The sequence below is a fragment of the uncultured Marivirga sp. genome, from assembly GCF_963974845.1.
Classification (GTDB): Bacteria; Bacteroidota; Bacteroidia; order Cytophagales; family Cyclobacteriaceae; genus Marivirga; species Marivirga harenae.
Window position 1 is genome coordinate 743830 of the sequence record NZ_CAXBEQ010000001.1, and the last position, 14024, is coordinate 757853.

The 14024-nt window shown below is 36.5% G+C and carries 13 protein-coding genes; 7 read left to right on the forward strand and 6 right to left on the reverse strand.

Going from position 1 to position 14024, the window contains the following annotated elements:
• Window positions 1-283: 283 nt before the first annotated feature.
• Window positions 284-937 (reverse strand): MarR family winged helix-turn-helix transcriptional regulator, encoded by a 654-nt coding sequence (locus AAC601_RS03340; RefSeq protein ID WP_303268190.1) that lies wholly within the window; start codon window positions 935-937, stop codon window positions 284-286.
• 93 nt (window positions 938-1030) lie between these two features.
• Between AAC601_RS03340 and AAC601_RS03345 the strand changes: the two genes are divergently transcribed.
• The 4 genes from AAC601_RS03345 to galE all read left to right on the forward strand — a co-directional run bounded on the left by AAC601_RS03345 (window position 1031) and on the right by galE (window position 6880).
• Entirely contained in the window at window positions 1031-3418 is a 2388-nt protein-coding gene (locus AAC601_RS03345; RefSeq protein ID WP_303268191.1) for a TonB-dependent receptor, read from the forward strand.
• A 139-nt stretch (window positions 3419-3557) separates the two neighbouring features.
• Window positions 3558-4856 (forward strand): UDP-glucose/GDP-mannose dehydrogenase family protein, encoded by a 1299-nt coding sequence (locus tag AAC601_RS03350; protein ID WP_303268192.1) that lies wholly within the window; start codon window positions 3558-3560, stop codon window positions 4854-4856.
• 9 nt (window positions 4857-4865) lie between these two features.
• A complete protein-coding gene (locus AAC601_RS03355; RefSeq protein WP_303268193.1) occupies window positions 4866-5858 on the forward strand; it encodes a UDP-glucuronic acid decarboxylase family protein in 993 nt (330 codons plus the stop codon).
• The gene (galE, locus tag AAC601_RS03360) at window positions 5858-6880 is read left to right on the forward strand and encodes a UDP-glucose 4-epimerase GalE (RefSeq protein WP_303268194.1); all 1023 of its coding nucleotides are present in this window, start codon (window positions 5858-5860) and stop codon (window positions 6878-6880) included. Before AAC601_RS03355 ends, galE begins: the two co-directional genes overlap by 1 nt.
• A 78-nt stretch (window positions 6881-6958) precedes the next feature.
• Here galE and AAC601_RS03365 read toward each other — a convergent pair whose 3' ends face one another.
• Together AAC601_RS03365 and dxs are read right to left on the reverse strand one after the other, a co-directional pair.
• Complete coding sequence (locus AAC601_RS03365) at window positions 6959-7732, reverse strand: alpha/beta hydrolase (protein WP_303268195.1); 774 nt, start codon at window positions 7730-7732, stop codon at window positions 6959-6961.
• Complete coding sequence (gene dxs, locus AAC601_RS03370; RefSeq protein WP_303268196.1) at window positions 7729-9654, reverse strand: 1-deoxy-D-xylulose-5-phosphate synthase; 1926 nt, start codon at window positions 9652-9654, stop codon at window positions 7729-7731. The genes AAC601_RS03365 and dxs overlap by 4 nt, the downstream gene beginning before the upstream one ends.
• 272 nt (window positions 9655-9926) lie before the next feature.
• Here dxs and AAC601_RS03375 point away from each other — a divergent pair, with 272 nt between their 5' ends.
• From AAC601_RS03375 to AAC601_RS03385, 3 genes are all read left to right on the forward strand, one after another.
• On the forward strand, window positions 9927-10673 hold the full coding sequence (locus AAC601_RS03375) for a segregation/condensation protein A (protein WP_303268197.1): 747 nt from the start codon (window positions 9927-9929) through the stop codon (window positions 10671-10673).
• Entirely contained in the window at window positions 10670-11722 is a 1053-nt protein-coding gene (locus AAC601_RS03380) for a lysylphosphatidylglycerol synthase transmembrane domain-containing protein (protein WP_303268198.1), read from the forward strand. Before AAC601_RS03375 ends, AAC601_RS03380 begins: the two co-directional genes overlap by 4 nt.
• Window positions 11723-11901: 179 nt before the next feature.
• Window positions 11902-12297 carry a VOC family protein gene (locus tag AAC601_RS03385; RefSeq protein WP_303268199.1) on the forward strand — a complete coding sequence of 132 codons (396 nt, stop codon included), beginning with the start codon at window positions 11902-11904 and terminating at the stop codon, window positions 12295-12297.
• A 133-nt stretch (window positions 12298-12430) separates the two neighbouring features.
• Here the strand turns inward: AAC601_RS03385 and map are convergent, their stop codons facing one another.
• Genes map through AAC601_RS03400 form a run of 3 tightly spaced genes read right to left on the reverse strand, consistent with a single transcriptional unit; the run spans window position 12431 to window position 13926 of the window.
• Window positions 12431-13222, reverse strand: a complete 792-nt coding sequence (map, locus tag AAC601_RS03390; RefSeq protein ID WP_303268200.1) for a type I methionyl aminopeptidase — start codon at window positions 13220-13222, stop codon at window positions 12431-12433.
• On the reverse strand, window positions 13219-13620 hold the full coding sequence (locus tag AAC601_RS03395) for a hydrolase (protein ID WP_303268201.1): 402 nt from the start codon (window positions 13618-13620) through the stop codon (window positions 13219-13221). Before AAC601_RS03395 ends, map begins: the two co-directional genes overlap by 4 nt.
• Before the next feature lie 3 nt (window positions 13621-13623).
• A complete protein-coding gene (locus tag AAC601_RS03400; RefSeq protein WP_303268202.1) occupies window positions 13624-13926 on the reverse strand; it encodes a hypothetical protein in 303 nt (100 codons plus the stop codon).
• Between the last annotated feature and the right edge of the window lie 98 nt (window positions 13927-14024).

Genomic DNA, 14024 nt, shown 5'->3' on the forward strand with positions numbered 1-14024 from the left:
TATTAGGAATTATGAAGTTTATAAACTTTATTACTGTGGTGAACTTTATGAAGTTCATTTATCGTTGGCAAGGAACTAGGACGACCACTTCCGAGGAAGTCGGAAGAGCGGGAGGGAGGAAAGTTTAGAGAGCCAGTGTTGGGATTGTGGAGTGAAGCATTAAACTTTCTTGATTTTTTGTTTCTTTTTGATTAAGCAAATAGAAAGTTAGAAATCAATCTGTACATCAATAAATTAAAGTCCTAAACAACTATAAATAATATCTTAGATCAATAAAGAATCCCTAATCCAACATCTCCTCCTTCAACTTCTCCCAATCATCATTTTTATATTTTTTATAGCAGTGCTGGTGATAGCCATCTAGTTTTATTAATGAATCAAATAATTTCACTTTTTCTGTCTTATTTAAATTACCGACTAAATGCTGACTGACTTCGTTGGCTCTAGTCATTACAATGAAACTAGCAGTTTTCCCAGTCTCAGTAAGTTTCAAATCTTTACTTCTTTTGTCTTTTTCGTTGGGCCTCTCCTCTAAAATTCCATTGCTCACTAGTCGTTTTATATTTTCAAAAATTGTAGTTTTTTCTTGTAGTGAATGATTAGCCACTTCAGATTTACTGCAGCCTTCGTGGCTCATCACATATAATGCAATTCCAAATTCAGTTAAATTGTGTATAGGTTGATTTGCAAATGCCTTCTTCTCCCAAATTTGTGTAAAACTCATCATTCTACCCCAAACCCACCCGATGTATTCATCGGGAGACTTTGCCGGAAATGGAAATGGCATTTTATCTCTCATTTGAGTTAATTCGTCTTTGTTATTGTCCCTATTTACATTACTTGATAGGGTTTTTCCGAACTCACTGAAATCACCATTCGGATTCTTTTTGAGGAATTCCGTATACATTTCCAACAGTTTAATTCCATTCTCTAACATTTTCCGAAAAATTTTGTATTAATATTAAAACAACTTTGTAGCATAATTGTTATGGATTTGTAATAATATTAAATCGTAAACTGGATATACAAAATGAAACGTTACATTTTTGGGTTAATAGGTACTGCTATATTTTTTTTAATTGGTAATCAGCAAATTTTGGCACAAGGAACAGCAAGTTTTGGCGGTTATGTTCGAGATGCTAAAACCGAAGAGCCACTAATTGGAGCGACTGTGATAATAGAAGGAACCGAATTAGGTGCAGTGACCAATTTAGAAGGCTATTATGAAATCAAAAATATTGAGCCACAATCTTATACAGTTACTGCTTCTTATGTCGGATACGAAAAAGGCTCTAAATTCAATGTAACAGTGAGGTCAGGTGGTATTCCCAATGTCAATTTTGAGTTATCCGAAGATGTAGAACAATTAGAAGGCGTTACGGTTCGTGCTAATCCATTTAAGAAGAATGAGGAAACGCCTCTCTCTATACAGAAATTATCCCCAGAGGAAATAGCTACCTATCCAGGAGGAAATAATGATATTGCCAAAGTAGCACAATCCTTGCCTGGTGTTAGTGGTTCTGTTGGTGGATTTCGAAATGATATCATAATCCGAGGTGGTGCACCAAATGAAAATGTATATTATTTAGATGGAATTGAAATTCCTAATATCAATCACTTCAGTACGCAAGGAAGTGCAGGTGGGCCTGTTGGATTATTAAACGTATCATTTTTTGAGGGCGTTACCTTATCGTCCAGTGCCTTTGCAAGTCAGTATGATAATGTGCTTTCAGGGGTTTTACAGTTTGATCAAAGAGATGGAAATAGGAGAGAGTTTAGAAATAACTTCAGATTGAGTAGTAGTGAAGCTGCAGTAACCACTGAAGGTCCATTATTCAAGAAGAAAGATGAGGAGTCTAGCAATACCTCTTTTATTGCCTCTGTCAGAAGATCTTATCTACAATTATTATTTCAGGCCATTGATTTACCATTTTTACCAGATTATTGGGATTATCAATATAAAGTTACCCATAAATTTGATGATTATAATGAATTGATTTTTACAGGGGTGGGTTCTCTTGATGATTTAACTATTAATGCTCCAGACGATTTTGATGCTGAACAACAAGCGGTTCTTGATCAAATCCCGGTTATTCAGCAGTGGAGTACAACTTCGGGCTTAAGTTGGAAACGAAGGTTTAAAGATAATTCTGGTTTTATGACAACTGCGCTGAGTACCAATATTCTCAATAATCAATTTGATCAATATGAAGATAATGTAAATCAAGAAGGCTTGGTGTTTAGTAATAAATCCCAGGAACAAGAAGTGAAGCTCCGTTATAACCTGACTAAATTTGTTGAGGATTGGACTTTCAGCAGTGGATTTATAGTGCAAGAGGCTATTTATTCCAATAATTCAGAATTGGTAGATGAAAATCGAGGGTTTAGTTATGAGAACAGCTTAAATTTCACTCGCTATGGATTGAATGCGCAAGCGTCCAGAAATTTTGTAAGCGATAGGCTTGGCTTATCTGCTGGTTTTAGAGTGGATGGCAATACATTTACAGAAACAGGAAATGAGATTTACAGGACATTTAGCCCAAGGTTTTCCGCATCTTATACATTTGATGAAAAAAGAAAGTGGACATTAAATGCATCAGTCGGAAGATATTTCAAGATACCGCCATACACAATTTTAGGTTTTACTGATCAAAATGATAGCTATGCAAATCAAGATGCAGAATACATTCAAAGCGATCACTTAGTAGCTGGAATTGAGTATTTAGTTACACCATCTTCTCGCTTTAGTATCGAAGGCTTTTACAAAAAATATGATAACTATCCTGTATCAGTGGTGGATAGCGTATCCTTGGCAAATTTAGGAGGTGGCTTCTCGGTTTTAGGGAATGAAAATATTGAAAGCGTTGGCCTAGGAAGAACCTATGGGATGGAATTTTTATATCAAAGAAAGTTAACAAAAGACTTTTATGCTATTTTAGCTTATACGCTGTACAGAAGTGAATTTACAGGTTTTAATGAAGATGAATATTTGCGTTCTACTTGGGATAATCGAAATTTATTGACTTTCACAGGAGGTTATAAATTTGGAAATAACTGGGAACTTAGTGCAAGGGTACGGTACTTAGGTAGAACACCTGTTGCTCCAGTAGACCAGGCAGCTACTTTAAATTCTTATCCAAATATCATTAGGGACTATTCTCGACAAGGCGATTTATTATTAGATCCTTTCAATCAAACTGATATTAGAATCGATAAGAAATGGAATTTTGACAATTGGACCTTTAATGTTTTCTTGGAATTGCAAAATGCATTTGTTCAGGATTTACCCTCCGAACCGAGCTTTGGTCTACGAAGAAATGATGCTGGAGAGATTCAACAACCTAGGGAATTGGTAAGAATTGCAGATGTAAGCAACAGTTCCTTGTTACCTAATTTGGGGATTGTTATAGATTTTTAAAAGCTTTTATGAATTAAATCTTTCTTATTTTAAATTCTTTCAAATAATAGTTTAATTTTGGGGTTCTAAATTTATAGTCGATGAGCTCAGTAAAACAGTTCATTCTGATCTTTACAATCTTAAATTAAACTATCATTAAATGAAAATAGCAGTAGTAGGTACAGGTTATGTTGGTTTGGTAACAGGCACCTGTTTCGCGGAGACGGGCAATCATGTAACTTGTGTTGATATAGATGAAGCAAAGGTAAATAAATTACAATCCGGTAAAGTCACAATTTATGAACCAGGTCTGGAAGTAATCTTTGAGCGAAACGTTAAGCAGAAACGACTTGATTTTACGACTAACTTAGCTGAAGGTATCAAAGACGCTGAGGTTATATTCCTGGCATTACCAACTCCTCCAGGTGGTGATGGTGCTGCAGATTTGCGTTTTGTTTTAAAAGTAGCCGATGACTTAGGGCATATTCTACAAAAATATGCCGTGATAGTGGATAAAAGCACTGTACCTGTGGGCACGGCAGATAAAGTTCATGCTGCAATCGCTGAAAATGCCAAAGTTGATTTTGATGTGGTATCGAATCCCGAGTTCTTACGAGAGGGAGTAGCAGTAGATGATTTTATGAAGCCTGATCGTGTAGTGATTGGAACGCAATCCGAAAGAGCTACAAAGATAATGCAGAGGTTGTATGAGCCTTTGGTCCGTCAAGGAAATCCTATCATTTTCATGGATGAGAAATCTGCAGAGCTTACCAAATATGCAGCCAATTCATTTTTAGCTACCAAAATCACATTTATGAACGAAATTGCCAATCTCTGTGAAAGATTGGGTGCCAATGTGGATATGGTTCGTAAGGGAATTGGAACTGATACCAGAATTGGTAAAAGATTCCTTTTTGCAGGGATAGGATATGGTGGAAGTTGTTTTCCTAAGGATGTTCAGGCTTTGGCAAAATCAGCTAAAGATGCCAATTATGACTTCAAGATTTTGAATGCGGTGATGGACGTGAATACAACACAAAAAACACGTTTAATGGAAAATTTGAAGGGTTATTTTAAAAATGACCTAAAAGGAAAAACCATAGCTATGTGGGGGTTGGCCTTTAAACCTAATACTGATGACATCAGAGAAGCTCCTGCCTTGTATAACATAGAAGCTCTAGTGGAATCAGGTGCTAAAGTTCAAGCTTATGATCCGGAGGCCATGGAAAACGTAAAAGGGCAAATTGGTGATAAGATCACTTATGCAGATAACCCTTACGATGCCTTAAAAGGAGCAGATGCTTTAATGATTATGACTGAATGGCCAGTATTCAGGACTCCAGATTTTGATATAATAAAAAAGGAACTGAAAGAGCCGTTGATCTTGGACGGAAGGAATTTATATGATGTTGAGCAAATGAAAGAATTACAGTTCACATATTTCAGCATAGGAAGATAAATAATGATTATGGCTAAAGAAAGGGTTTTAATTACCGGGGCGGCAGGTTTTTTAGGGTCACATCTGTGCGATAGATTCATTAAAGAAGGATATGATGTTGTCGGCATGGATAACCTTATCACTGGCTCTATGGATAATATCGCTCATTTAATGGGGAATGAGAATTTTGAATTTTATCATCACGATGTTAGTAAATATGTTCATGTACCTGGTGATTTGAAGTATATTCTTCATTTTGCTTCACCTGCAAGCCCAATTGATTATTTGAAAATACCCATTCAAACTTTAAAGGTAGGGGCACATGGTACTCACAATTTGCTGGGTCTCGCTAAGGAAAAAAATGCTAGAATATTGGTTGCCTCCACTTCTGAAGTTTACGGTGATCCTTTGGTACACCCACAAACTGAAGATTATTATGGTAATGTAAATCCAATTGGACCTCGCGGAGTTTATGATGAGGCTAAGAGGTTTATGGAATCTATTACCATGGCTTACCATACATATCACAAATTGGAGACACGTATTGTCAGGATTTTCAATACTTATGGTCCAAGAATGAGACTTAATGACGGTAGAGTACTACCTGCCTTTATAGGCCAAGCATTGAGGGGGGAAGATTTAACAATTTTCGGTGACGGTTCCCAAACCCGTTCATTTTGTTATGTAGATGATTTGGTCGAGGGTATCTATAGATTATTGCTAAGTGATCATGCTGAACCAGTGAATGTCGGTAATCCTGATGAAATTACTATTTCTGAGTTTGCTGAAGAAATCATTAAATTGACAGGGACCAAGCAAAAAGTAATTTATAAGGATTTGCCAAAAGATGATCCTAAAAAGAGGCAACCTGATATCACCAAGGCTAAGGCCTTATTAGGTTGGGAACCAAAAGTTAGTAGACAAGCTGGTTTGAAAATCACTTATGACTATTTTAAATCTCTTGATAAAGAGAAATTGTTTCAAAAGGAACATAAAGATTTTGAAAAATATATTGTGAAGTGATGTCGAAAAAAGTACTAGTTACAGGCGGGTTAGGCTACATTGGTTCTCATACTGTTATAGAATTAATGAATCAAGGATATGAACCCTTGATTATTGATAATCTTTCCAATAGCGATATTTCCGTTTTAGATAGAATAGAGAAAATTTGTGGTAAGCGTCCAGAATTCCAGCAAGTAGAAATGCGAGACAAAGAACAGTTGCAGGAAGTATTTTGGAGTAATAATAATCATATTATTGGTGTGATTCATTTTGCAGCCGTTCTTTTGGTAGGCGAATCTGTAGAAAGACCATTACACTACTACTACAATAATCTTACTTCTACAATCAATTTGTTGGAGTGCATGAATGAATTTGATGTGAAGCCCATAGTATTCTCATCGTCATGCACCGTCTATGGTAATCCGGATCAATTGCCAGTAAATGAAAATGCTCCAATTAAACCTGCTATTTCACCTTATGGGAATACAAAAAAGGTTTGTGAGGATATTTTGAAGGATGCCAGCATTGCGCACCCTACTAAGGTTGTTTCATTAAGGTATTTCAACCCCATCGGGGCGCATAAGTCTTCCTTGATTGGAGAATTTCAATCGGGCCCCCCACATCATCTAGTACCTTTTATTACAGAGACTGCTACTGGGAAAAGGGAGAAACTCAATATTTTTGGAGGGGACTGGAATACTGCGGATGGTACCTGCGTTCGCGACTATATTCATGTTTCGGACGTGGCGGAAGCTCACATTAATGCTTTAGATTTTGCAATTAGGCAATTTGACCATTCTTTTAATGTTTTCAATATTGGTTCTGGAAATGGGTATTCCGTATTGGAGATGGTTACCAGTTTTGAGAAAACCACAGGATTGAAAGTCCCCTATGAAATTGTAGATAGAAGACCTGGTGATGTAGAAGCTGTTTATGCGGATACGTCTAAAGCCTCAAAAGAACTAGGCTTTAAAACCAAAAGGGGACTTGATGAGATGTTGAAATCTGCCTGGGATTGGGAACAAGCTTTGGCCAAAGAATAAATCTCGGATTAGAGTTTGCAGTTGATGTGTGAATGATAAATATGTATAATTCGTTTTATGCTGTTTTTAGAATATACCTTATTTATGTGTAACCTCAATAAATTTTGAAATAGCCTGATAGACTTCTTCTTCCTCTTCGAACATTCCCATATGACCGGTTTTAGGAAGATTTTTCAAATAGGGGTGCTTCATAAATTTTATTTGAGATTTACTTAAAGCAACGGGAATACTAGGATCTTCTTCACCATAAACAAATAAGATCGAGCCTTCGAATTCTTTTATAAATTCAAGACTATCACTTCGGTCGCGCATTGCCAACATATAGTCAGTAAGCGTTTTTTCGGGAATTTTACTTCCTTCCTTAACTATTGATTGAATAGTATCCTGTAATTTCTCACGATTATTTTCATGGACTAACATGGGGACGAAACTTTCTATGAATTTCTCTACTCCATGCCTTTGAATAAATTCAATGGATTTTTCTCTACCTTCCTTTTTTTCATCTGTATCAGCAAGTGCTGTCGAGTGAATTAGACCGATATGGGAAACAATATTGGGGAATCTTTTTGCGATTTCTAAAGTAACATACCCTCCTAAGGAATGCCCCATAATGATACATTCATGTACATTTAACTTTTTTAAGCAATCATAGATGGAATTTGCCACCATATCAAGACTGTGCTCATATGGTAAGCTATCGCTTTGCCCGAAACCAGGTAAGTCAGGTGTGATTACTTTGTATTTTTTAGATAATCTTTCCCTGTAATGGTTCCAAATATTATGGGTTTCCCCATAACCGTGCAAAAAAACTACCGGATAACCTTTTCCGGATACTTCATAATGAATGGTCATAGTTTAGCATGTAATGAATGTTCAACCATTTGAAGCGCTGTGGTAAAAATGCCTTCTGGATCGAAATTGCACTCAGCGTGCAACTCATGTTGCTCACCGTGCTCAATAATCCTATCCGGAATGCCTAAGCGTTTCACTTGTGAAGAATAATCATTTTCCGCCATAAATTCAAGTATTGCACTACCAAATCCTCCCATTAGGCAGCCATCTTCTATGGTTATTACCTTTTTATATTGGGAAAATACCTGATGCAGCATTTTTTCATCTAATGGTTTAACGAATCGCATATCAAAAACTGCAGCATCTACCCCTTCTTTTTCTAATTTTTCGGCTGCCTCTACCGCATAGTTGCCTATGTGACCGATGCTTAAAATTGCAATATCTTTACCTTCTTTCACTTGTCGACCAGTTCCAATTTCCATTGCTTCCATTGAGGTCTTCCATTCTGGCATTACTCCCTTTCCTCTTGGATAGCGAATTGTAAAAGCTTTACCTTCTCTTGGTAACTGAGAGGTAAACATCATATTTCTTAATTCTGCCTCATTCATTGGGGAGGCAATTATCATATTCGGAATGCATCGCATGTAGGCAATGTCATAATTTCCATGGTGTGTTGGGCCATCAGCTCCTGCAAATCCGGCTCTGTCTAAAAAGAAATTAACAGTTAAATCTTGAATACAAACATCATGAATTACCTGATCATAACCTCTTTGCATAAATGTACTGTAGATGTTACAGAAAGGAATTAAGCCTTGAGTAGCTAATCCTGCAGAAAATGTAACAGCATGTTGTTCAGCTATTCCTACATCAAAGGCTCTGTCCGGCATAGCTTTCATCATTATATTTAATGAAGAGCCGGATGGCATGGCAGGAGTAACCCCGACAATTTTATCATTTTGCTCAGCGAGTTCCACAATAGTGTGACCGAAAACCTCCTGGTATTTTGGTGCAGATGGCTTTTCAACTGGCTTCTTTTGAATTTCACCAGTGATTTTATCAAATTTTCCAGGAGCATGCCATTTGGTCTGATCTTTTTCTGCAGGTCCAAATCCTTTTCCCTTAGTGGTGACACAATGCAGAACTTTTGGGCCTGGGATATCTTTTAGGTCTCTCAATACATGTACTAAATGATTCACATCGTGGCCATCAACAGGGCCAAAGTATCTTAAATTAAGAGATTCAAATAAGTTGCTTTGTTTTAGTAAAAATGACTTTATGCTATTTTCTAATTTACCTACGACTTCTTGTGCACTTTTACCAAATCCACTTACTTTCCCTAACAACTTCCAAACATCATCCCGCATTCTATTGTAAGTATGTGAAGTAGTGATGTCCGTTAAATATTCTTTTAATGCACCTACATTAGGATCAATAGACATACAATTATCATTCAAAATAATAATCATATTGGCATCAGAAGCCCCTGCATGGTTCATGCCTTCAAAAGCCATTCCACCTGTCATTGCTCCATCGCCTATAACTGCAATATGTTGTTTATCGAATTCACCCTTAAGATTAGAAGCTAGAGCCATTCCTAAAGCAGCAGAAATAGATGTGGAGGAGTGACCTACACCGAATGCATCGTACTCGCTTTCCTTTCTTTTCGGGAAACCGGACATTCCTTTATACACTCGGTTAGTATGAAATCTTTCTTTTCTACCCGTTAAAATTTTGTGGCCATATGCTTGATGACCAACGTCCCAGATTACTTGGTCTTCAGGAGTATTAAAAACGTAGTGCAAGGCAGTGGTTAATTCCACAACACCTAAACTAGCACCAAAATGCCCTCCATAAATGGAGACGTTGTCAATGATAAATTGTCTTAATTCTTGACTTAACTGTACTAATTGAGATTGATTGAGTTTCCTGAGATCAGCAGGGCTGTCAATCTTGGATAAAAGTTCTCCGGGTTGAATAAGCATAGTATCTTAAAATGTTTAATGCTGAAAACAAATACAGTATGTAAATGTTTCATCCAATTAAATTTTCATTAAATATTATTTATTAAAGAAAATTCAATCTTGACGTTAAGTGTTTTCAATTAAGAAGTTAGACACTAAACGTAACAATCCACAAATTACCGAAAAATTTGTTTTATAAAAGGCAAAATTACAATAAAATCCTGCTATTCACCTGCAATCTTTTCAAATTCAATTATCTTTGAAATCTTTGATCACTTAAATAATCATCTGAATTGAGTTTTGAAATAAAACTTCCGCTTTTTGAGGGTCCTTTTGATTTACTGCTTTTCTTTATTGAAAGGGATGAGTTGGATATTTACGATATTCCTATTTCCAAAATCACCAATGATTTCTTGGATTACCTTAAGCATTTGGAGCAGATGAATATTGAAGTGGCTAGTGAATTCATTTTAGTTGCCTCAACTTTAATGCGAATTAAAGCCAAAATGTTATTACCACGCCCTCAAATTGATGAGGAGGGAAATGAAATTGATCCGAGAGAGGAATTGGTACGGCACTTACTGGAATACAAAAAGTATAAATCAGTTTTGCAAGAGCTTTCAGAGATGGAAAGACAAATGCAGGAGAAAGAGAAGAGGGGGAATGTAAAAAAAGAAGTCCGGTCACTTTCTGAAATCATCAATGTGGAAGCCGAACTTCAAAACGTAGATTTATATAAGCTATTAAGAGTGTTTAGGGATGTGATGGCACGCTACGAACTCGAAAAAAACAAACCCTCGCATAAGGTGGTTCAATATCCTTATACCATCGAAGGGCAAAAAGAACATATAATTGGAAAATTGGATCGAGATGGTAGAATGGCTTTTACCACTTTCATAGAAGAGAAACCTGAAAAAATAGCTGTGATCTTTAATTTTCTAGCCATATTAGAGCTTTTGCAAAGTGCGTTGATTACCATCACGGTGGGAGAGGGCTTTAATAATTTTTGGTTGGAAAAAATTGAAACTGTTGCTGAATGAAGTTAGAGAAAGAGAAAATTTTCAAAACTCTTAATCCGAACAAAGTATGGATACCTGTTTTACTAGGAGTAGGTATAGTTGCTTTTCTATTTTATCAAGACGATTCTGTTACAGTAGAGAATCTATCTCTAATTTTTCAAGCCGAAATTCTTCCTGTGGCACTTGCGTTTTTTGTGCTTTTCGCAAGAGATGTGGGATATGTCTATAGAATAAGAATGATTACAGGAAAAAGGCTGAATTGGAAAAGCAGTATTTATGTGATTATTCTTTGGGAATTTGCTTCAGCGGTGACTCCTTCTGTAGTAGGAGGAACTGCAGTAGCAGTATTTATCCTTATGAAAGAGGGTTTGAAATTGGGTAAAGCCCTAGCCTATACTATGATTACCGCCATTTTCGATAATCTCTACTTTGTAGTAATGGCGCCTATTGTCTATCTTATTGCCTCAGGGCATATTTTTCCTCAGAATTCAATGATAGAAACTCAATTGGGGAGAAGTTTACCGGCACTTTTTATTATCAGCTATACGCTCATTGCAGTTTATACCTTTGTCATGGCTTTTGCTGTTTTGGTCAATCCAAGATGGTTCAGATGGATATTATTAAAAATAACTTCTATAAAGTTCTTGAGAAGATGGAGACAGGGAGCCTATGATCAGGGCTCCGAAATCATGATGGCTTCGAAAGAATTAAGAGGCAGAAATTTTACTTATTGGTTAAAGATTTCACTATCTACAATTTTCATATGGACTGCACGTTATGCGATGCTGAATTGTGTGATTGAAGCATTCTCCAATCAAAGCTTTTTTGAGCATATCGTGATTTTTGCCCGTCACGTGGTGATTTGGATAACTATGTTGGTTTCCCCAACTCCTGGTAGTAGCGGTACTGCCGAATTTATCTTCACTCAATTTTTCAAAGAAGATTTAGGCTCTGTTACTTTTATTACTAATATTTTCTGGCGATTAATGACCTACTACCCGTATTTATTTCTAGGTGCGATTGTACTGCCGAGATGGATCGCTAGGGTTTTTAAGAAGAAAAAGAAATAACAGAAAACCGTGATAAAACCTGTCAGGTTTTGGCTATAATAAATGAATATATTATGAATTGCCTGATATTTTCAAATTGAGAAACCTGACAGGTTTTGGGCTTCAGTTTGTAAAGTACTTTCTCTTAAATTGTAATGATCTCGTTCGTAATTTTTACTAATTTTCCATACATTGAGTCTATGCATATCAATCAAATCAAAGAGACTTGTCTGTATATTAAAGACTTGAAAAAAGCTAAAGATTTTTATCATGGTAAATTAGGCTTACCTATTATAACGCATGCACCCGAGAAATTGATATTCTTTCGTTCGGGTAGTTCTGTTCTACTTTGTTTTAATCCGGAGTATAGTGAGAATCAGGATGTTCCCCCGCCTCATTTTGCGAGTGGCAAGCAACATATTGCTTTTGAGGTTCCCGCCAATGATTATGACTCAGCCAAAATGGAATTAGAAGAGAAAGGGATCGCTATAACTTACGAGCACGAATGGCCAAACGGGAAACTTTCAGCCTATTTTGAAGATCCGGAAGGAAATGTTTTGGAGATAGTGCCAAGCGGTTTGTGGGATAAGGCATGAATAATCCTTGAAAATATTTTTCTTTTGCTTGCCATTCCTGTCGTAAGCTAGTTGTTTCCGTTGGTTCAGAGTATCTTACATTGAAAATGCTGGTACTCTCTGAATTCGTAATTATTCAATTCCCAATTCTTAATTATATTACAAGCGCACCTTTTTTATTCAATGCTTCCTCAACATAATCAAAAGTAGAAAGGATATCAGGTTTACCGTCTACTATGGCTACATCATGTTCGAAATGGGCAGAGTATCTGTTGTCAGCAGTGACTATCGACCAGCCATCAGCCAATTGCTTGATGCTTCTTCCGCCTAAATTAATCATGGGCTCAATAGCCAATACCATCCCTTCTTTCAATTTAGCTCCTCTGCCTCTTTTGCCGTAATTAGGTACTTCTGGTGATTCATGCATTTTTCTGCCTAAGCCATGGCCTACCAATTCTCTTACCACTCCATATCCGTGCGTTTCCGCATGATTCTGAATAGCAAATCCGATATCACCGATTCTATTTCCAGCTTTACATTCTTCTATGCCTAAATACAATGACTCTTTCGTGACTTTTAATAATTTCTCTATCTCAGGTTTCACTTCTCCCACAGCAAAGGTGTAGGCATGATCTCCATAAAAACCATTCATGACCACACCGCAATCAATCGATATAATATCACCTTCCTTTAAAGGGTCTTTATTAGGAAAGCCATGTACAACTTGCTCATTCGGACTCATACACAGTGTATTCGGAAAGTCGTATAGACCTAAGAAGCCCGGTACACCACCATTATCTCTAATATATTCCTCTGCTTTCTTATCCAATTCCAAAGTGGTAACTCCTGGCTCTAATAATTCAGCCATTAGTCCTAAGGTTTTGGATACCAATAATGCGCTTTTACGCATTAATTCAATCTCTTCTTTTGTTTTCAAATGAATCATCTGAATAAATCTTTAAGTTTTTCCCAAAAGCTTTTTTTAGGAATTGTGTATTCAACTGGATTATTACCTAATAGTTCCCAAACTTTACTCCAGCCCAGAAATCCGCCTATATTTCGGTCGTCAATAAAAAAATCAACATTGAGCTTTCGACTTTGTCCGGGCTCCAATTCCTCTTCAGGATAATTTTTATTTACGGCATAAAACTCTATTCCATGCTTTCTGCAAAATTCCACAGCTTCTTGTAAGGATTTACCTTCTCTTACAGTCCATAATATCAATTGATGCTGTTGTTGATGCAAGGCCTTCATAGTTTCAATCGCGAATAGCTGAGGCTTCCCAATAGCTGGATAACGATCTTCTACTATAGTGCCATCAAAATCAACTGCAATTTTCAACATTATCTATTTTGCTTTGTATTCTGCTCTTATTTTTGCTTTCAAACAAAGGCGTTCATAAATCATTTCCGCCAGCTTTTCCGGGATTTCTGCATTTCCAGGTTGCAAAGTTAAGGCAAATTCTTTTTCTGACACATCAATACGGTACATTATCTGCACCAGTTTTTGAAAGTCAGTATCTAATAATTGGGAAATATAGGGGCTAAGCTTTTCAATAAAGCTTTGTTTGTGCAAAGATTCTTCCTGGCTGATTTCAAAATCAGGGATTAATTTCTGGGAAACGGTAATGAGTTCTTTTTGATAATCCATTGATTGGAATTTACCACAAAGCTATAAAACTGGATTCAATTGTAAAATATGCTTAGAAAGTCATCTCGGAATTTTTCTTTTTTTGGGAGAAGATAATT

Bases quoted from the DNA above. Each gene is read 5' to 3' on its own strand.
- dxs (WP_303268196.1), bottom strand. From the start codon at position 9,654: ATGCTTATTCAACCCGGAGAACTTTTATCCAAGATTGACAGCCCTGCT.
- AAC601_RS03365 (WP_303268195.1), bottom strand. From the start codon at position 7,732: ATGACCATTCATTATGAAGTATCCGGAAAAGGTTATCCGGTAGTTTTT.
- AAC601_RS03395 (WP_303268201.1), bottom strand. From the start codon at position 13,620: ATGTTGAAAATTGCAGTTGATTTTGATGGCACTATAGTAGAAGATCGT.
- AAC601_RS03380 (WP_303268198.1), top strand. From the start codon at position 10,670: ATGAAGTTAGAGAAAGAGAAAATTTTCAAAACTCTTAATCCGAACAAA.
- map (WP_303268200.1), bottom strand. From the start codon at position 13,222: ATGATTCATTTGAAAACAAAAGAAGAGATTGAATTAATGCGTAAAAGC.
- AAC601_RS03340 (WP_303268190.1), bottom strand. From the start codon at position 937: ATGTTAGAGAATGGAATTAAACTGTTGGAAATGTATACGGAATTCCTC.
- AAC601_RS03385 (WP_303268199.1), top strand. From the start codon at position 11,902: ATGCATATCAATCAAATCAAAGAGACTTGTCTGTATATTAAAGACTTG.
- AAC601_RS03400 (WP_303268202.1), bottom strand. From the start codon at position 13,926: ATGGATTATCAAAAAGAACTCATTACCGTTTCCCAGAAATTAATCCCT.
- AAC601_RS03350 (WP_303268192.1), top strand. From the start codon at position 3,558: ATGAAAATAGCAGTAGTAGGTACAGGTTATGTTGGTTTGGTAACAGGC.
- AAC601_RS03345 (WP_303268191.1), top strand. From the start codon at position 1,031: ATGAAACGTTACATTTTTGGGTTAATAGGTACTGCTATATTTTTTTTA.
- galE (WP_303268194.1), top strand. From the start codon at position 5,858: ATGTCGAAAAAAGTACTAGTTACAGGCGGGTTAGGCTACATTGGTTCT.
- AAC601_RS03355 (WP_303268193.1), top strand. From the start codon at position 4,866: ATGGCTAAAGAAAGGGTTTTAATTACCGGGGCGGCAGGTTTTTTAGGG.